Annotated in this window: 17 protein-coding genes; 9 read left to right on the top strand and 8 right to left on the bottom strand. The window is 68.7% G+C overall.

Features of this window, described 5'->3' with window-relative positions; genetic code table 11:
* Positions 1-59: 59 nt before the first annotated feature.
* From rodA to ACEOAB_RS03725, 3 genes are read right to left on the bottom strand one after another with little or no spacing between them, the layout of a single operon-like run.
* A complete protein-coding gene (rodA, locus tag ACEOAB_RS03735) occupies positions 60-1,214 on the bottom strand; it encodes a rod shape-determining protein RodA (RefSeq protein WP_056597432.1) in 1,155 nt (384 codons plus the stop codon).
* A gap of 32 nt (positions 1,215-1,246) precedes the next feature.
* Positions 1,247-3,091 (bottom strand): sensor histidine kinase, encoded by a 1,845-nt coding sequence (locus ACEOAB_RS03730; protein ID WP_413749995.1) that lies wholly within the window; start codon positions 3,089-3,091, stop codon positions 1,247-1,249.
* Positions 3,092-3,097: 6 nt separating this feature from the next.
* Positions 3,098-3,832, bottom strand: coding sequence for a response regulator (locus ACEOAB_RS03725; RefSeq protein ID WP_413749996.1), 735 nt, complete (start codon positions 3,830-3,832; stop codon positions 3,098-3,100).
* Positions 3,833-4,187: 355 nt separating this feature from the next.
* On the opposite strand from ACEOAB_RS03725, the gene ACEOAB_RS03720 reads away from it, so the two are divergent.
* The 5 genes from ACEOAB_RS03720 (at position 4,188) to ACEOAB_RS03700 (ending at position 9,513) form a co-directional block, all read left to right on the top strand.
* Positions 4,188-4,781 (top strand): YqiA/YcfP family alpha/beta fold hydrolase, encoded by a 594-nt coding sequence (locus tag ACEOAB_RS03720; RefSeq protein WP_056597439.1) that lies wholly within the window; start codon positions 4,188-4,190, stop codon positions 4,779-4,781.
* Between the two features lie 138 nt (positions 4,782-4,919).
* Entirely contained in the window at positions 4,920-6,977 is a 2,058-nt protein-coding gene (locus tag ACEOAB_RS03715) for a ribonuclease catalytic domain-containing protein (protein ID WP_413749997.1), read from the top strand.
* Positions 6,978-7,026: 49 nt separating this feature from the next.
* Positions 7,027-7,881, top strand: coding sequence for a cell envelope integrity TolA family protein (locus ACEOAB_RS03710; protein WP_056597443.1), 855 nt, complete (start codon positions 7,027-7,029; stop codon positions 7,879-7,881).
* Between the two features lie 31 nt (positions 7,882-7,912).
* Positions 7,913-8,773 (top strand): shikimate dehydrogenase, encoded by an 861-nt coding sequence (gene aroE / locus ACEOAB_RS03705; protein ID WP_056597445.1) that lies wholly within the window; start codon positions 7,913-7,915, stop codon positions 8,771-8,773.
* Entirely contained in the window at positions 8,770-9,513 is a 744-nt protein-coding gene (locus ACEOAB_RS03700; RefSeq protein WP_413749998.1) for a transglycosylase domain-containing protein, read from the top strand. The genes aroE and ACEOAB_RS03700 overlap by 4 nt, the downstream gene beginning before the upstream one ends.
* On the opposite strand, the gene ACEOAB_RS03695 is transcribed toward ACEOAB_RS03700, so the two are convergent.
* Positions 9,479-9,895: a ribosomal maturation YjgA family protein gene (locus ACEOAB_RS03695; RefSeq protein WP_056597949.1), complete on the bottom strand. Its 417-nt coding sequence runs from the start codon at positions 9,893-9,895 to the stop codon at positions 9,479-9,481. The genes ACEOAB_RS03700 and ACEOAB_RS03695 overlap by 35 nt on opposite strands.
* A 9-nt stretch (positions 9,896-9,904) precedes the next feature.
* Between ACEOAB_RS03695 and ACEOAB_RS03690 the strand changes: the two genes are divergently transcribed.
* A complete protein-coding gene (locus tag ACEOAB_RS03690; RefSeq protein WP_495653471.1) occupies positions 9,905-10,762 on the top strand; it encodes a lysophospholipid acyltransferase family protein in 858 nt (285 codons plus the stop codon).
* Between the two features lie 320 nt (positions 10,763-11,082).
* The gene (locus ACEOAB_RS03685) at positions 11,083-12,072 is read left to right on the top strand and encodes a phosphatidate cytidylyltransferase (protein ID WP_056597452.1); all 990 of its coding nucleotides are present in this window, start codon (positions 11,083-11,085) and stop codon (positions 12,070-12,072) included.
* 59 nt (positions 12,073-12,131) lie between these two features.
* On the opposite strand, the gene ACEOAB_RS03680 is transcribed toward ACEOAB_RS03685, so the two are convergent.
* Positions 12,132-14,207 (bottom strand): tetratricopeptide repeat protein, encoded by a 2,076-nt coding sequence (locus tag ACEOAB_RS03680; protein WP_495653470.1) that lies wholly within the window; start codon positions 14,205-14,207, stop codon positions 12,132-12,134.
* Positions 14,208-14,354: 147 nt separating this feature from the next.
* Between ACEOAB_RS03680 and ruvC the strand changes: the two genes are divergently transcribed.
* Complete coding sequence (gene ruvC / locus ACEOAB_RS03675; RefSeq protein ID WP_007832433.1) at positions 14,355-14,903, top strand: crossover junction endodeoxyribonuclease RuvC; 549 nt, start codon at positions 14,355-14,357, stop codon at positions 14,901-14,903.
* A 1-nt stretch (position 14,904) separates the two neighbouring features.
* On the opposite strand, the gene ACEOAB_RS03670 is transcribed toward ruvC, so the two are convergent.
* Positions 14,905-16,227, bottom strand: a complete 1,323-nt coding sequence (locus ACEOAB_RS03670; RefSeq protein ID WP_413750853.1) for an alpha-methylserine aldolase — start codon at positions 16,225-16,227, stop codon at positions 14,905-14,907.
* Between the two features lie 116 nt (positions 16,228-16,343).
* On the opposite strand from ACEOAB_RS03670, the gene ACEOAB_RS03665 reads away from it, so the two are divergent.
* Positions 16,344-17,300 carry a LysR family transcriptional regulator gene (locus ACEOAB_RS03665; protein ID WP_495653469.1) on the top strand — a complete coding sequence of 319 codons (957 nt, stop codon included), beginning with the start codon at positions 16,344-16,346 and terminating at the stop codon, positions 17,298-17,300.
* 112 nt (positions 17,301-17,412) lie between these two features.
* Here the strand turns inward: ACEOAB_RS03665 and ACEOAB_RS03660 are convergent, their stop codons facing one another.
* Positions 17,413-17,589: a hypothetical protein gene (locus ACEOAB_RS03660; protein ID WP_413748987.1), complete on the bottom strand. Its 177-nt coding sequence runs from the start codon at positions 17,587-17,589 to the stop codon at positions 17,413-17,415.
* 14 nt (positions 17,590-17,603) lie between these two features.
* Positions 17,604-18,527 (bottom strand): UDP-3-O-acyl-N-acetylglucosamine deacetylase, encoded by a 924-nt coding sequence (lpxC, locus tag ACEOAB_RS03655; RefSeq protein ID WP_042673244.1) that lies wholly within the window; start codon positions 18,525-18,527, stop codon positions 17,604-17,606.
* Between the last annotated feature and the right edge of the window lie 195 nt (positions 18,528-18,722).

Here is an 18,722-nt window from a genome sequence, read left to right as displayed (position 1 = left end):
GCCGGGGACACCAGAGGCCCGGCGAGGCCGGCTCCCCGGTGTTCCTGGCCTGGGGCGCGCTAGCTTTGAGCCAGTTTTCGAGCCCGGGCGATGGACATCAGGATGCCCAGTCCCAGCCCCAGCGTCACCATGGCGGTGCCGCCGTAGCTGATGAACGGCAGCGGCACCCCCACCACCGGCAAAATGCCGCTCACCATGCCCATGTTCACGAAGGCATAGGTGAAGAAAATCATCGTCACCGCTCCCCCCAGCAGGCGCGAGAACAAGGTGGCCGCGTTGGTCGCGATGACCAGCCCGCGGAAGACCAGCAGGATGAAGGCCGAGATCAGCGCCAGGTTGCCCATCAGCCCGAACTCCTCGGAATACGCGGCAAAGATGAAGTCGGTGGTGCGCTCGGGAATGAACTCGAGGTGCGTCTGGGTGCCTTGCATGAAGCCCTTGCCGCCCACCCCGCCCGAACCGATGGCGATCATCCCCTGGATGATGTGGAAGCCCTTGCCCAGCGGGTCCTTGCTGGGGTCGAGCAGCGTGCACACGCGCTGCTTCTGGTAGTCGTGCAGCACGCGCCAGTCGACCCCGTCGGCGCACAGCCTCGACTCGAAACCCACGATCAGCGTGACGGCTATCGCGCCGATCAGCACCGGCGGCACGATCAGCTTCCATGGCAGCCCGGCAAAGAAGATCACCGCCAGCCCGGCCGCCAGCACCAGCAGCGAGGTACCGAGGTCGGGCTGCTTCATGATGAGGCCGACCGGCACCGCCAGCAGCACCGTCGCCACCACGAAATCGAGCGGCCGCAGCTGACCCTCGCGCCGCTGGAACCACCAGGCCAGCATCAGCGGCATCGCGATCTTCAGGATTTCGCTGGGCTGGATCACGACGCCCACGTTGATCCAGCGCGTGGCGCCCTTCTTGGTGATGCCGAACAGCGCCACCGCCACCAGCAGGGCCACGCCCATCGCGTAGAGCGGCACGGCCGCCAGCATCAGCCGCTGCGGCGGCACCTGCGCCACCACGAACATGATGAAGCCGGCCAGCAGCATGTTGCGGCCATGGTCGACGAAGCGCGAACCGTGGTCGTAGCCGGAGGAATACATGGTCAGCAGCCCGGCGAACGCGAGCAGCAGCACGGCGAAGGCCAGAAAGCCGTCGAAGCCCTGGAAGATGGGCGCGATACGACGCGCCAGGGAGGGCTGGTTGAACACGGCAGACATGGGGGCGGATTATCCCTGCCCCGCCAGCCCCCTCAATCGAATTCGAGCTGAACGACCGTGCGCCCGGGTCGGCTTTCCACCGCCAGCCGGGCTCCGATGGCCCCCGAGCGCTCCACCAGCGACCGCGGCAGGTGCTTCACCGCGTCGAAGCCCTTGCCGTTGTCGATCACCCGCAGTTGCACCGTCTTGCCCTGCATGCCGGCTTCGAATCGCAGCACGGTGGCCTGCGCATGCTGCAGCACGTTGGAGATCGCCTCGAACAGCAGGAACTGCAACTGCCGCATGCCCAGCGCGTCGAGTCCCTCCACCAGCTCCACCTCGTCCACAGCCCATTCGAACTCGATGCCCGCCGCCGCCAGCCGGGGTTCCAGCCGGTAGCGCGCCGCCGCCATCAGCGCGCCCACGTCGCCCGGCGGCAGGTGGATCGAATCGATCGACAGTTTCAGCTGGTCCAGCGAATCGCGCAGCGTGCGCAGCAGGTCGCCCGAGCTGCTCTGGCCCGACTGCAGTTGCCGGATCGCCGAGCTGATGTGCGAGCCCACGCCGTCGTGCATCTCGCGCAGGATGCGTTCGCGCTCGTGGGTGCGCGCCTGGTCGCGCGCCGCGGCTTCGAGCTCTGCGTAGGTGGCCGCGAGTTCGCGCTCGCGCTGGGCCACCCGCTCGGCGAGCGCCGCGACCGAGCCGCGCGCCTGCAAGCTCGCCGCGCGAAAGCGCCGCAGCACGATCAGCAGCAGCGCCACGCCGAAGAACACCGACGAATAGCGCACCCAGGTGGTCTCGCCATAGGCGTCGCCGAGGCGGATCACCAGCCAGTCGCGCGTGCCGAAGGCCACCGTCACCAGGGCAGCGCCGGCCACCAGCAGCTTTTCGGCGTTCGGCTTGCGCAGGGTGGCAACCGCGAAGGCGCCGGCGAAGGCCAGGACGAAAACGATCTCGGCGGCGAGCCAGCCGGTGAGCCATATCGGCTCGTCGCGCTGCAGCGACAGCGCACTGAACAGCACCGTCCCGGCCACGGCGCCCGCGATCGGCCAGCGCACCCACCGGCCGCGGCGCTCGCGCGCCCATCCTGCGAGGTGATAGGCGAACATCATGGAAGAGGCCGCCCAGCCCGCATAGCAGGCGGCCATCAGCACGCCCCATGGCCCCCAGGACAGCGGCGGCTCCGCGATCACGCCGTCGGCCACCCGCAGCGCCCAGCAGAACTCGGCCAGCGCGGCCCAGAAGTAGATGCCGTCGCGCCGCTGCGCGCCCCTGGCATCGGCGTCGACCTGCGTCAGCCACAGCGCCAGCGCGATGCCGCCCACGATCAGGCTGAAGGCCATCAGCAGCACCGAGCCGGTGAAGCGCCATGCGTAGGCACTCTCGAAGAGTTCGTTGCGCACCGGCGCAGCCGGCCCGACGACCACCCGCGAAAGCCCCGCGCGCCGCGCGGTGTCGGCGCGCAGGCGGATCTGCAGGAGGTTGTCGCCCGTTCGCAGCAGGCGCCCGGGCACCGGCACGTAGATGGGCGCCTTGGCGTAGTCGGCATCATTGCCGCGGCCCAGGTCGCCGTAGACCTGCAGCAGCGCGTCGTTGAGCTGCACCTCGAAGACGTTGCCGACGCGCGGGATGAAGATGCCCCACGGCGTCTCGGGCACGGCCTCGAGCCTGAACGGCAGATCGAAGCTCGCCAGGCCGGGACGCCCCTGGTGCCGGCGGTCCCAGTGGTAGGGCAGCTCGACAGGCCCCGTGCGCGTGATGCCGTCGACAGAGGTCGTCACGGTGCCCTGGCGCAGTTCGATCGGTGCCCCGGACGCGGCCGCGCCGCAGACGCTGGGGATACCCGCGAAGAGCATCGCCAGCCAAAGCACCAGCAGCAGCACCCGACTTGGTCGCATCTGCGTTCAGCCCGGATGAGACAACAGGCCGAGACGCGTCGCTTCGAAAACCGCCTCGCTCTTGGAATGCACGGCCAGCTTTCCGTAGAGATTCTTGATGTGGGTCTGCACCGTGTGCACGCTCAGGCCCTTGAGCCGCGCGATTTCCGCGTACGAGAAGCCGCGAGCGATGAGCGTCAGCACCTCGTGCTCGCGCGCAGACAGCAGGCCGCGGTCGGACTCCTCCGCGGCTGCTTCGGGCGCTGACCCCGGCGCCGCGCCGGAAGGGGCTGCCGATTGCAGGCTGCGGTACTTCGCGAGCACGCGCCGCGCGATCATGGGCGAGATCGGGGAGGCGCCAGCCTTCATCTCCACGATGGTCTGCGCGATGTCCTCCGGTGCGGCGTCCTTGTGGATGTAGCCCACGGCCCCTGCTTCGATGCTGGCGAGCACGTTCTCCTCGTCGCCGAAGACCGACACCACCAGCGGCTCGCAGCCAGGAAAGCGAGCGACCGCGTCCCGGATCACGTCGAGGCCCGTGCCGTCGGGCATGCCGAGGTCGACCAGCAGCACGTCGGGAATGGTGGCGGTGCGGGCCAGCCAGCCCAGCGCTTCCTGCACCGTTCCGGCGCTGCCGAGCCAGAAAAGGCGTGGGCTGCGCTGCACGCTGGCCTCGAAAAAGGCACGCGCGCGGCTGTCGTCTTCGACAACGAGCACACCCCATCGGTGCAGCGTCGCGTCCTCCTGAGCCTCAATGTTCATGGGCAGAGCATAAGCCTCGGCGCCCCCATCGAATCCGTACGCGCCTCCCCGGTTCATGGGATGCACATGGCAAGGCTCCACGAAACCGCGCTTTTCCAAGGCGCGCCTCTCGCATACGACGTAGCCCGAACGCAGGCCATCTGCACCCGGCGGCCATCACATGAGTACTTTTGGATTCCGCGTACACAGGGTGCCCACGCGTCCCAGGCCTCAGTAAGCTATAGCGTTCCCGAAGAACCCCCGCACAGCGGGCTTTTCGTATGTTGGAAGCGGCCTTGCGAGAACAGACCTCATGCAGAATTACCCGGTCCCGCCAAGCGAGGTGCAACAGCCGCACCTCCCGTCCTTTCCTCGCATGGATGCGCACACCACTCATCTGCTCTATCTGCACGGCTTCCGTTCTTCGCCTCGTTCGGCCAAGGCCCGGATCGTTGCGGAACGCGTGGCGCAGCGCCACCCGAACCTGCAGTGGTGGTGCCCGCAATTGCCGCCGTCGCCTCACGATGCCATCGACATGGTGATGAAGGGCATCGCGCATTGGCCGCGCAAGTCGATGGCGGTGGTGGGCTCGTCGCTCGGCGGGTACTACGCGACCTACGTGGCCGGCATGACGCGCTGCCGCGCGGTGCTGCTCAATCCGGCCGTGCATCCCGCACGCGACCTCACGCGCTACATCGGCGACCAGACCCTCTGGCACGACCCGGCCGAGCATTTCTACTTCCGCCCCGAATACATCCACGAACTGCGTGCGATGGAAGTCGGGCCGCTCACGCGGCCCGAGCGCGTCTTCGCCATCATCGCCAAGGGCGACGAAGCGCTCGACTGGCACGAGATGTCCGCACGCTACCCCGACAGCAACATCAAGCTGCTCGAAGGCAGCGACCACGCCCTGTCCGACTTCGAGAAAGCGCATCTCGACGACGTCATGGCGTTCATCAACCCTATCTAGGTACACCCCCAGGCTTCGCGCACTTCGTGTCGCTGCGCCACCCCCCTTGTAGGGGGCGATGCCTGCGGCCCGGCAGAGCCGGTTCCGCGGCATCCTGGAATTGGATCGCGCCGGTTTTCAGCGTGGGACAATCGAGGGATGTTTGTATTGTTTGAAGAAGCCGGCAAGTACCTCGGCGGCCGCGTGCTGTCGGAGGCCGAAGCGTCGGCACAGGTCGAGCTCGACACGGGCAAGCGCGTCAAGGTCAAGGGCGCCAACATCGTGCTGCGTTTCGAGAAACCGTCGCCCGCCGATCTGATCGCCGAGGCGCGCACGCTCGCCGCCGCCATGGACCTCGACCTCGCCTGGGAATTCGCGGCCGAGGGGGAATTCGGCTTTGCCGATCTCGCAGCCGATTATTTCAGCGACAAGCCCTCGCTGGCGCAGCAGGCCGCCGCCCTGTTCGCGCTGTTCGAGGCGCCGCACTATTTCCGCCGCGCGGGCAAGGGGCGCTTCAAGAAGGCGCCGGCCGAGATCGTGCAGCAGGCGCTGGCCGCCATCGAGAAGAAAAAAGCCGTCCAGGCGCAGATCGCCGAATGGGCCGCGCAGCTGGCCGAAGGCGTGTGCCCAGCACCGGTGCGCGAGCAGCTCTACAAGATCCTGTTCCGCCCCGACAAGAACGCCCCCGAATACAAGGCCGTGGTCGACGCCTCGCGCGCCACGCAGCGCCCGCCGCTCGAATTGCTGGAGCGCGCCGGCGCCATCGACTCGCCCTACCAGTTCCACTGGCGCCGCTTCCTGTTCGAGAACTTCCCCAAGGGCACCGGTTTTCCCGCGCTCGCGGCACCGGCCATCGTGGACGACCTGCCGGTGGCGTCCGGCTTGCAGGCCTTCTCGATCGACGATTCGCAGACCACCGAGATCGACGACGCACTCTCTGTGCAGGGCCTGGGCACGGGCACCGTCACGGTCGGCATCCACATCGCGGCGCCGGCCCTGGCGCTGACGCCGGGCAGCGCCCTCGACAACGTGGCGCGTGCGCGCATGTCGACGGTCTACATGCCGGGCTACAAGATCACGATGCTGCCCGACGACGTGGTCAACACCTACACCCTGCTCGAAGGCAGCGACCGGCCTGCCGTGTCGCTCTATGCGCGCTTCGACGAAGCCACGCTGGAACTGCAAGCCACCGAAACGAAACTGGAGCGCGTGCCGATCGTGGCCAACCTGCGCCACGACCAGCTCGACAGCGTCGTCACGCAGCCCTGGCTCGAGGACGCCGCGTTCCAGAGCGACAACACGCCCGAAGCCGCCGCGAACCTGCGCGCCCCGCTCTCCTTCCTGTTCCGCCTCGCCAAGCAGTTGAAGGCGCAGCGCGAAGTGGTGCGCGGCAAGCCCGAGAACTTCAACCGACCCGACTACAACTTCCGCCTCGTCGGCAACGACGGCGAACCCACCGGCAGCGAACAGGTGCAGATCAGCACGCGCCAGCGCGGCGCGCCGCTCGACCTGATCGTGTCCGAGGCCATGATCCTGGCCAACAGCAGCTGGGGCGGCTGGCTCGGCGAACTCGGCGTGCCCGGCCTCTACCGCAGCCAGGCGAGCCTCGCGCCCGGCATCAAGGTGCGCATGGGCACGCGCGCGCTGCCGCATGCGGGCCTGGGCGTCAAGAGCTACGCGTGGAGCACCTCGCCGCTGCGCCGCTATACCGACCTCGTGAACCAGTGGCAGATCATCGCGGCGGCGCGCCACGGCAAGACCGCTGCACTGGCCGCGCCCTTCAAGCCGAAGGACGCCGACCTGTTCTCGATCCTCTCCGGCTTCGACGCGGCCTATGCCACGTACAACGCCTACCAGGGCGGCATGGAACGCTTCTGGACGCTGAAGTACCTGCAGCAGCAGGGCATCACCGAACTCGAAGCCACCGTCATCAAGGACCTGCCGAACGGCGCGCTGGTGCGTGCCGACACGCTGCCGCTGGTGTTCCCGGTGGCCGGCCAGCAGGAACGCGGCGCACGGCTGCGCGTGAAGCTCGGCGAGATCGACGAGATCGCGCTCAACGTGACCGGCACCGTGCTCGAACGCCTCGACGCCCCGAAGGCCGATGCGGCCGTCGACGAAGAGAGCGGCGAGGAAGAAGAAGTGGTCGCAGGCCCGATCGCCATCGCCGTCGACCTGAGCGACAGCGAAGCCGCACCCGAAAACACGCCAGCATGAACTTCGGCAGATCGTCCGGAGAAATGCGCCCCCTGGAGGAATTTCGAGAATGAACTTCAAGGACCTCAGCACGCTGCAGATTGCACTGGGCGTGTCGGTCATTGCGCATGCCGTGCTGCTCGCGGTGCGCTTCGTCGATCCCGAATCGTTCAACAAGGTCTTCAGCGACACGCCGCTCGAAGTGATCCTGGTCAACACAAAGACCAACGAAAAGCCCGACCCCAGCGCCCGGCTGCGAGCGCAGACCTCGCTTGCGGGCGGCGGCGACCTCGACAAGGGCCGCGCGACCAGCCCGCTGCCGCCGTCGAGCTTCACCACCGTCGGCGATTCGTTCGAGGACGCGCAGCGCAAAGTCGATGCGATGCAGACCGAGCAGTTGCAGATGCTCACCCAGCTCAAGCGCGAGCTCGCCGCAATGCCTGCGCCCGACCCGCGCAACCCCGGCGACCCGACCGAGGCCACGGCGCAGGAAGAAAAGCGCCGGCAGATGATCAACCTGCTGGCCGAGATCGAGCGCCGCGTGAACGAGGAAAACGCACGCCCGAAGAAGCGCTTCCTGAGCCCCTTCACGCGGGAAGCGGCCTTCGCGAGCTACGTGGATTCGCTGCGCCGCCGTGTGGAAGCCCAGGGCACAGCCAACTTCCCGACGCTCGCCGGCAAGAAGCTCTATGGCGAGCTCACGATGACCATCACGGTCAACTTCGACGGCAGACTGCTCTCGACGGTGGTCGATGAAAGCTCGGGCACTCCCGTGCTGGACCGGCGCGCCCAGGCCATCGTTGCCAGCGTCGGCAACTTCGGCAAGTTCACCGATGCGATGCGCAAGGAGCACGCGGACCAGATCGTGATCCGGCCCCACTTCCGGTTCGCACACGACGGGTCGGTCGAACTCTCCTCGCAGTAGCCGACAAGAAAACCCCAAGGAGGCAGACGCCATGGACCTGTACTGCGTCATGGGCAACCCGGTCGAGCACAGCCGCTCGCCCCATATCCACGCGCGTTTTGCCGAACTCTGCGGCCAGCAGCTGGACTATGGCCGGCGGCTGATTCCGCTCGGCGCCTTCGCCGAAGGCATCGCGGCCTTTCGCAGCGAAGCCGCCGAACGCGGCGACACCGCGCGCGGCTGCAACATCACCGTGCCCTTCAAGTTCGAAGCCGCTGCGCTGGCGCAGCACACCAGCGAACGCGCCCTGCTCGCGCAGGCGGCCAACACGCTGCGCTTCGACGCCGACGGCAGCATCCATGCGGACAACACCGATGGCATCGGCCTGGTCAACGACATCGTGCACAACGCGGGCGTGCCACTGGAAGGCAAGGCGCTGCTGCTGATCGGCGCGGGCGGTGCGGCAGCCGGCGTGCTCGGCCCGCTGCTCGACGCGGGTGTCTCGCGCGTCGTGGTCGCGAACCGCACCGTCGGCAAGGCCGTCGAGCTGGTGCGCCGCCATGCGGCCCTCGCGCTGCGCCATGGCGCCTCGCTCGAGGCCTGGGCGCTCGACGAAGTGCCGGGCGCCTTCGACGTGGTGGTCAACGCCACCGCCTCCAGCCTCGCGGGCGACGCGGTGCCGGTGAAGGCCAGCGTGCTGCGCGCCGGCGGACTCGCGGTCGACATGATGTATGGCCCCGCGGCCGCGGGCTTCATGGCCTGGGCCGAGGCGCATGGCGCGGTGGCGCGCGACGGGCTGGGCATGCTGGTCGAGCAGGCGGCCGAGTCGTTCGAGATCTGGCGCGGCGTGCGCCCGCCTTCCGCACAGGTGCTGGCCGAAGTGCGCGCATCGCTCGCCGCTGCGAAAAAATGAAAGCCGTGCTGCGCCTGATCGCCTGCCTCGTGGTGGCGGGCGTGGCACTCGAGCTGTTCTTCGTGGCGCGCATCGCGGCAATGGCGGTGGTCGATCCGCAGAGCACCGCGTTCCAGCGCTCCGAAGCCTTCCAGATCGCCATCCACCAGGGCAGCGGCGGCGGCTGGCGGCAGCAGTGGGTGCCTTACTCGCAGATCAACGACACGCTCAAGCGCGCCGTCATCGCGAGCGAGGACGCCGGCTTCGTCGACCACAACGGGGTGGAGTGGGAAGCCATCGAGCGCGCGCGCCAGCGCAACGCCAAGGCCGAGGAGCTGGCCGCCAAACGCGCGGCGCGCGCCTTGGCACGCGGCAAGCCGGTGCGGCCCGTGCAGCTGCGCGGCGGATCGACCATCACGCAGCAGCTCGCGAAGAACCTGCTGCTGTCCAGCGAACGCACCTTGCTGCGCAAGGGCCAGGAGCTGGTGCTCGCCACGCTGCTCGAAGTGCTGCTGGACAAGCGGCGCATCCTCGAGATCTATCTCAACAATGTCGAGTGGGGCGAAGGCGTGTTCGGCGCCGAGGCAGCGTCGCAGTACTACTTCCGCAAGCCGGCGTCGCGCCTGAGCACCAGCGAGGCCGCGCGCCTCGCGGTGATGCTGCCGAGCCCCAGGTTCTTCGAGCGCCGGCTCGGCTCGCCCTACCTGAGCGGGCGGGCGTCGACGGTCATGGCGCGGATGCCTGCGGCCGAACTGCCCTGAGCGTGCCGCGCAGGCCTTCGATGGCCAGCACCGCACCGAAGCCGATCGCATAGGCCAGCACGTCCCACCAGTCGGCCGTGCTGCCGAGCACGATGCGCAAGGCGCGGTTCGGGATGTGCAGGTGCCACGCCGCCGCGAGGTACTGCCCGAGCTCGACCGCGAGCCCCACGCCCAGCGCGGCCAATGCCAGCAGCCATACGCGCGCGGCGATCGCGGTCCTGAAGACGAAGTACACCCACACCACGGCCAGCACGTCGCCGAAGAAGCTGCGCAACCAGCCCCAGCGCGCGCCGACGGTGGCCAGCAGCACGAGAACGAAGAACAGGGCCACCGCCCACACGAGTGAAAGAGGATCGAAACGCCATCGCATGGCCCGTATCATCGCGCCCATATGCTGGCAAAGCTCACGGGTTGGTTGTTGTTGGGAATCGTCCGGTTGCTCACAGGCGCCCAGGCGCGCTGGTATGGCTGTCCGCCGAAGGCCGAGCAGCGCATCTACTTCGCCAACCACCAGAGCCATGCCGACCTCGTGATGATCTGGGCGGCGCTGCCCGAAGAGCTGCGCAGCATCACGCGGCCCATTGCGGCGCGCGACTACTGGGCCAACACGCCGGTCAAGCGCTGGATCACGACGGAGGTGTTCAACGCGGTGTACGTGGAGCGCCAGGCGGCGCCTGCTGCGACGGCATCCCCTGCGCCGGTGGCGGTCGAGGCCCCGCCGCCAGCGACCACTGCGCGAACTGTCGTTCCTTCACCGGCCGAGCGCATCGAGCCGTCGATGGAGCCCCTGCTGCCATTGACGGCACCGGAACCGCCCGCCGAGACGGTGCCCGAAGCGCAAGGCCGGCTCGACCTGCCGGAGCCCCCTGCCCCGCCGCCGCCATCGGCAGAACCCGAAGCCCCGCCCGTCGCGGCAGCTCCTGCCCCCGACCCGCTCGCGCCCCTCGTCGAAGCCCTGCGCAGCGGCGACTCGATCATCATCTTTCCCGAGGGCACGCGCGGCTACACGGGCGAGCCGCAGAAATTCAAGTCGGGCCTCTATACGCTAGCCACGATGTTCCCCGAGGTGGTGCTGGTGCCCGCCTGGATCGACAACGTGCAGCGCGTGATGCCCAAGGGCGAGATCGTGCCGGTGCCCATCCTCTGCTCGGTCACTTTCGGCGCGCCTCTTCGTGTGGAAGAAGACGAAGAGCGCCGGCCCTTCCTTGATCGCGCACGAGCTGCGGTGATCGCATTGCGTGACGTCTGAAAAATGAAGGCTTGCTTTTCGATTCAATGCAGTTCGGGGTGTGATCACGCCGACGGGGTACCTTGCTCCGCGAATGTCCCCCGGCCTTCGGCCTCCTCCTTTATTTCGCTGCGCAAGGCACCCCATCGGCGTGATCGATGGACGCAGCGCTTGTGCAGCCGACACTACGGCAGCGTCCATGTGCGAAGGGTGCCGGGTGCTCCCCGCAGCGAAATAAAGGAGGAGCCGAAGGCGGGGGACATTCGCGGAGGGGAGTACCCGGTGGCCTTCGCACTCGCCCTGAAAAATCCACAACACAAAGCGCAACGGAAAACTGACAGATGAACCAGTTCCTGCGCAGCCTCACCCCGACCCAGCAGGTCGCGGCGCTCTTCCTCATCGTCTTCGGCGTGCTCGTGATCGTGAGCACCGTGGCCTTCTTCCTGAGCTTCAGGGAGAAGCGCAACCCCGTGCACGACGCCGCCTGGCAGGCCGAACTCGCGCACTTCCGCGCGCTGCTGGGCACCACCTGGTTCATGGTGATCATCTTCTGGATCGGCTGGGCGCTGGGCGAAACCGTGGCCACCGTGCTGTTCGCGCTGATCTCCTTCTTCGCGCTGCGCGAGTTCATCACGCTCTCGCCCACGCGACGCGGCGACCACCGCAGCCTGATCCTGGCCTTCTTCGTGGTGCTGCCGATCCAGTTCTGGCTGGTGGCCACCGCGCGCTTCGACCTGTTCACCGTGTTCATCCCGGTCTACGTGTTCCTCGCGATCCCGGTGGCGAGCGCGCTGGCCGACGACCCGAGCCAGTTCCTCGAGCGCAACGCCAAGCTGCAATGGGGCATCATGGTCTGCGTCTACGGCATGAGCCACGTGCCTGCGCTGCTGCTGCTGAGCTTTCCGGGCTACGAAGGCAAGAGCGCGTTCCTCGTGTTCTTCCTGGTGTTCGTGGTGCAGACCTCGGTGCTGGTGCAGCACCTGATCTCGCGCCGCATGCAGCGCACGCCCTTCGCGCCCAACGTGAGCCGCAGCTTCAACTGGACCAGCTGGGGCATCGGCATCGCCGTGGCCAGCCTGGTGGGCGCGCTGTTCTCGTTCATCACGCCGTTCAGGTTCGGGCAAGCGCTGGCGGTATCGGTCATTGCCTGCATCGCGGGATCGATGGGGCACCTGGTGATGAAAGCGCTCAAGCGCGACCGGGGCATTCCGAACTGGGGCCAGAAGGGCGTGGGCGTGACGGGGGCCAACGGCCTTCTCGACCGGGTCGATGCGCTGTGCTTCGCAGCCCCGATCTTCTTCCACTCGATCCGCTGGTACTTCAACGCCTGAACCTGGCACACCCCCAGGCTGCGCGCACTTCGTGTCGCTTCGCCGCCGGGTAACCTCGCTCAGGCCTTGCGTCGCACCACGCGGTCGAAGGCCTCCTTGGCCTTTCGGCCGAACGCCCTGGCCTTCAGCGCCTGCAGCTCGCGCATGAGGCGCGCGCGCTGCTCGGCCGACAACGCCGTGCCGAAGCGCCCCAGCGCGGCTTCGAGCGCCGCGCGCTGCGCCTCGACGCGCCCCTGCCGACCCTCGGCCTCGGCCAGCCATTCGCAGGCATTGGCGACGCGCTCGCGCAGCGCGGCATCGCCCGAATCGCCGAAGCGTGCAATCAGCGCGCGGTAGGCCTTGGCCTGCCCCACGGGGTCGCCAAGCTTGTCGAGCGCCTTGGCCTTGTTGATCATCGACTTGGCGGCCCACAGCTGCAGAGAGCCTTCCCTCGCACCGGTGGTGCGCGCGATGGCCTCGTCGTAGCAGTCCACGGCCGCCTTGAGCTGGCCGGTCTGGCGCAGCGTGGCGCCCTTGCGGAACAGCGCACCGACCACGCGCCCGCGCAGGTCCGGCAGCTCGGAGTTGCCCCAGCGCGCGACGATCTGGTCGTGCACCCGCATCCCGTCGTCGTGCAGGCCGAGGCGGTCGAGCGCGGTGCTCTTGTACTGCAGGCACAGGGCGACGGTCTCCTGCATCTCCGTGGACGGATCGGCGCCGTAGCGCGCGTCCATCGCGTCGGCGGCAACGACCACTTCGGCGAAGCGCTCCAGCGCGACCAGGCAAAAGGCCTTGTGGACCAGCGCCCGCGCGCACTGCCGGCGCAGCTCGGGGTGCGGCGACGCGGCATGCGCGGCCAGCACCTCGTCGAACAGCGCGATGGCCTCGTTCGATTCGCCGGCATCGCCATGCTTGCGGCCCTGCCTGACCTTGTCGCGCACTTCGTCGCGCAGCTCGGACGGCAGTTCCGGCAGGTTGCCGGCGGCATCGGCCTTGCGCAACCGCTTCAGGCAGGCCTGGCGGCCGGCGGTGGCCTTGGCCAGGGTGTCCTGCAACTCGGGCGTGAGCGCGCCCTGCAGTTGCTTCGCGAGCTGCTCGTACACGGCGAGCGCCTCTTCGGCCCGGCCGAGCCGTTCGAGCAGCACGAAGCCCTTGTTGAGCAGCGCGCCCGCCACGGTGCGCTGCACCCCGGCGTCGGTGTCCGCGCCGAAGGTGGCGAGCAGCCGCTCGCAGGCCGCCAGCGCGGCCTCCCCGTCATCCTGCTCGCGCAGGCCCACCGACCAATCGTAGGCACGGCGCACGGCCATGCGGCGTACCTGCGCCGAGGCATCGCGGCCGTAGCGCTCGAGCAGCCAGCCGACCAGCTCGGCGCGGTTCGCATGCTCGTCGATGCCAAACCCGTCGAAGAACAGCGTCAGCGCCCGCACGCCCTCGATGCGCAGCTCGGGCGCCGCGTCCGCAAGGCCGGCCTCGATCTGGTCGGCCACCGCCAGGCACATCACCTGGGCCTGCGCATGCTGCGCCAGCTCGCGCAGGTTCAGCACCGAGGCCAGGCGCGCGCGCGCCACGCGCAGCACCACGCCCGGGTCGGTGCTGCCGTCGAAGCGCTCGATGGCCGCATCGAGCGTGGCCAGTGCGTCCTGCGGCAGGCCGCGGTGATGTTCGATCTCGGCCTTGAGCAGCCGGGCCTCCACGCGCCAGGCGTCGAGCGCGGCATCGGGCTGGCTGTCGAGCAGCTCGCTCATGACGTCGCAGGCCTCGCAGCGCGCCGCGGGCTCGTCGATCCACCAGGTGCGCTGGTACAGCGCGTGGGCGATGTGCTCGCGGATCCCGGGCTCGGCGCGCTGGCCGTGCGCGGCGATCAGGCGGTCGAGGGTGGCAAGCGCATCGGCGGGGCGGTGCATCTGGCGCAGCATGTGCGCCAGCAGGCGCAGCGCCTGGCAGCAGGGCACGACCACACCGGCCTCGGGCATGGCCGCGAATTCGTCGAGCAGCCGGGTGCAGCCGGCCAGCGCCTCGTTGCGGCGGCCCAGGTCGTTGAGCAGTTCGACGCGCCGGAAGCTCGCGGCTGCGCGTTCAGCGGGGTGCTGCAGGCGTTCGAGCAAGGCTTGCGCCTCGTCCAGTTGCCGCTGCGCGGAGGACTCGACTACATTCACATTCGCTTCCTTGTGTGGCGCGCCCTGCGGGAAGCGGGGCAGACTGTACGAATCGGCACGGATTCTGCCCGCGATCGCGCGGCTTTCCAGCGCTGGCTCGGTCCTTCTCTCTCCTCTTTGCTCGGGCGTAGGCCTTTCGTTTCTCACATGCGCATTCTTGGCATCGACCCCGGCTTGCAGACCACCGGTTTCGGCGTGGTCGACGCGGACGGCCATGCGCTGCGCTACGTGGCCAGCGGCACCATCAGCACCCGGCACCTGGGCACCGGCAACCTGCCGGCGCGCCTGAAGGTGCTGTTCGACGGCATCGCGGAGATCACGTCGCGCTACCAGCCTGATGCGTCGGCGGTCGAGATCATCTTCGTCAACGTCAACCCGCAGTCGACGCTGCTGCTGGGGCAGGCGCGCGGCGCCTGCGTGACCGCGCTGGTCAGCAACAACCTCTCGGTGGCCGAGTACACCGCGCTGCAGATGAAGAAGGCCGTGGCGGGCCACGGCCAGGCCGCCAAGGCGCAGGTGCAGGAGATGGTGCGGCGGCTGCTCGACCTGCCGGGCCTGCCGGGCGCCGATGCGGCGGACGCGCTGGGCATCGCCATCACGCATGCGCAGGTGGGACGCTCGATGGCGCGGCTCGCGGAAGCGGCCCAGCTGTCGAAGACCCATGCCGGCACCTACCGGCAAGGGCGTTCGCGCTGAGTCAGCGCACGATATAGCGCAGCTCGCCGAGCCGCGTGCGGCGCTCGCGCACTTCGGCGGCCACGGACGCCGCGTCGCCTTCGAGCGCACGCGCGATCCAGTCGGCGAGCTGCGGCATGTCGTCGGGCGTGAAGCCCAGCCGCACGATCTCGGGCACGCCGAGCCGCAGGCCATTGATGTCGCCCTCCACGGGTGCGATCGGCAGGCCGATGCCGCAGGCCAGCAGGCCGCCTTGCGCGAGCTTCTTCGCCGCATGCTGCCCGCCGCCCCAGCGCGCCGCTTCGACCGCGAGCTGGTGCGACTGCGTGAAGCCGCGCGCCTTCGCGAACACGGGCAGGCCTTGCGCATCGAGTGCGCGCGCCAGCGCCTGCGTGGTCTCGCGCATGGCGGCTGCATAGGCCACGCCGTGCACCTTCCAGTCGAGCAGCCCGCGGGCCAGCGCGGCCGTGCGGCCCGCATCCGAATTGGCCGTGAGGCCGGGGTATGCGATGGCGTCGATGCGCTCCATCAGCGCCGCGTCGTTCGACACGATCAGGCCACCCGCCGGGCCGCCCAGGCTCTTGTAGGTGCTCATGGTGATCGCATGCGCGCCCTGTTCGAGCGGCTGCGGCCATGCCTTGCCGGCCACCATGCCCGAGAGGTGCGCCGCGTCGAACAGCAGCTTCGCGCCCACGCCATCGGCGATCTCGCGGATCTCGGGCACCGGATGCGGAAACAGGTTCAGGCTGCCGCCGATGGTGATGAGCTTCGGCTTCACCTCGCGCGCCAGCCTGGCCAGCGCGATGGTATCGACCGTGTAGCCATCGGCATCGACCGGCGCGGAAACCGGCTTCAGGCCATAGAGCCCTGCCGCGCCCGCCGCATGGTGCGTGACGTGGCCGCCGATGCTGGGCGGCGGCACGATGATCGTGTCGCCGGGCTGGCAGGTCGCCATGAACACGTAGAGATTCGACAGCGCGCCGGAGCTCACGCGCACTTCGGCGAACTTTGCGCCGAACACCTCGGCCGCGAGTTCGGCGGCGACGACCTCGATCCGCTCGATGGCTTCGAGCCCCATCTCGTACTTGTCGCCCGGATAGCCGAGCGACGGGCGCGAGCCGAGCCCGCGCGACAGCAGCGCCTCGGCGGCAGGGTTCATCACGTTGGTGGCGGGGTTGAGATTCAGCCCGTCGATGTCGTGGATGCGGTGGTTCTCGGACACCAGCCGCTCGATCTCGATAGCGACGCCCGCCGCATCGCGCGCGGCGGCATCGGCGGCGATGGAAAGCACGTGGTCTTCGCTGGCGGCGGGAACCCAGGGGCGGCGTTGCAGGGCGGCGGGCATGCGGTGGATCTCGCTGGAAGTGATGGATGGGCGCATCGTCGCCTGCAGTGCGCGGCCGGGCAAACCGGATAATCTGGGCCTGAGCCCTGGAAAAACTTGGCCTGCAAGATCCTCTCATGCCGCTCGCACCGCCCCGCCCTCGCCTGCCGCCGCACACGGCCGTGCGCGCTTTCGAAGCGGCCGCACGCCACGGCAGCTTCGCGCGCGCGGCCGAAGAACTGTTCGTCACGCCGGCCGCCGTCGCGCAGCAGATCAAGGCGCTGGAAACCTGGGCCGGCGGCGCACTGTTCGAGCGGCACAGCCAGGGCATCCGCCTCAGCGCACACGGGCGGCGCGCCTTGCCTGCCCTCAGCGCGGCCGTCGATCAGCTCGGCCTTGCGGTGCAGGCACTGCGCCATGAAACCCAGACCGCCGCGCGCCGCAGCACGCTGCAGGTGGCTGCGCTGCCGGCCGTGGCGCAGCTGTGGCTGTCGCCGCGGCTCTCCCGGCTGAAGGCCGCGCTGCCTGGCGTGCAGGTGTCGGTGACGGCGCTGGAGCAGCCGCCGAATTTCCGCCGCGAGCCCTTCGATCTCGGGCTGTTCTATGCGCGGGCCGGCGAGCACATCGAAACAGCCGTCGGCGCGCAGGCGATCCCGCTGGTGCGCGACCGGCTGCTGCCGGTGTGCAGCCCGCGCCTGCAGCAGCCATCGCCCAGCGGCAGGCCGCGCTCCCTCGATGACCTGACGGAACTGCTGGCGCGCTGCGGCGGCCTGCACGACACCGTCTGGCGCGACGACTGGCCGCGCTGGCTGCAAGCCGTGCGGCCCGGCATCACGGCGATCGAAGCCGACGCGCTCGCGGCCGGGCCCGACTTCTCGCTCTACAGCCTCGCACTGCAAGCCGCGCTCGATGGCGAGGGCGTGCTGATGGGCCGCGAGCGACTGGTTGCGCCAATGCTCGCGCAAGGCAAGCTGCATGCACCCTGGGGCAGGCCGAAAGCGGTCGGAGACACGATCGTCCTGCTGGTGCCGGCCCATCGCAAGGGACCGCTGCTCGCGCAGCAGGTGCAAGCGTTGCAGGCGCTGGCCGCCTGACGGGCTAATACGCGGAACACCGTGGAACCGGCTTTGCCGGGCCACTGGTGTTGCCCCCGGCAGGGGGAAGGAGAAGCGACACGAAGTGCGCGAAGCCTGGGGGCGAGCCCAACTACACGACGCGTTCGGCGATCAGCACCGCGAAGAAACCGAACGCCGCGAGCAGCGTCCACTTCAACACGATCCATCCGATGCGCCGGTACCTGGTCTGGCCCGTGCCCGCATAGAACGCGAAGCACACGCCGGCCACGAGCAGAAGCAGCAGGACGGCCCAGCGGAAAAGAAGCATCGTCGGGGCGACGCCTACCAGGCGCGGGCGACTTCGCCGAAGCCGCGTGGCGCGCGCTTCTCGTCGTCGAAGGTCACGACTTCGTAGGCATCGCTGTGCGAGAGCAGTTCACGCAGCAGCTTGTTGTTGAGCGCATGGCCCGAGCGGAATGCGGTGTAGGCCGCCAGCAGCGGCTTGCCGATGATGTACAGGTCGCCCATCGCGTCGAGGATCTTGTGCTTCACGAACTCGTCGTCGTAGCGCAGGCCGCCGGCATTGAGCACCTTGGTGTCGTCCATCACGATGGCGTTGTCCAGCCCGCCGCCGAGCGCGAGGCCCTTGCTGCGCATGTACTCGACCTCCTTGGTGAAACCGAAGGTGCGGGCACGCGCGATGTCGCGGCTGTATGAATCGGTGCCCAGGTCGAACTCCACGCGCTGGCCGGTGGAATTGACGACGCGGTGGTCGAAGTCGATCTCGAAGCTCAGCTTGTAGCCGTGGTACGGCTCCAGGCTCGCCCATTTCTCGTTGGCGCCTTCGCCCTCGCGCACCTCGACCTTGCGGGTCACGCGGATGAAGCGGCGCGGCGCCTTCTGCAGCGCAATGCCCGCGCTTTGCAGCAGGAACACGAAGGACGAGGCCGACCCGTCGAGGATCGGCACTTCGTCGGCCGTGATGTCGATGTAGAGGTTGTCGATGCCCAGGCCCGCGCAGGCGGACATGATGTGCTCGACGGTCTGCACCTTCGCGCCGCCGGTGGAGACCGTGGACGCGAGGCGTGTGTCGGTGACCGACTCGGCGGTCATGCGGATCTCGACCGGCTCCGGCAGGTCGACGCGGCGGAACACGATGCCCGTGTCGGCCGGGGCCGGACGCAGGGTCAGCTCCACGCGTTGGCCGCTGTGAAGCCCCACGCCCACGGCGCGGCTGATCGACTTGAGGGTTCGTTGTTGCAGCACGCCGGGGATTTTAGGCGCGCGCCGGGCGTGGCCCCCTATGCCCCTCGCTATGGCACCGATAGACATGGGTCCTATCCATTAAAGCCCCGACGATGGACGCAAGGGGCACGAAGTGAACGCAGCGCCTAGGGTCAGGGGAAGTCCCTTTCAGGTCCCCCCTGCGCCCCTTGCGAACCTTCGTGCCCTCTGCGTCTA

This window comes from Variovorax sp. Varisp53, assembly GCF_059491555.1.
Note: the sequence above shows the minus strand (reverse complement) of the source record. Positions and strands in the feature narration are given on the sequence as shown.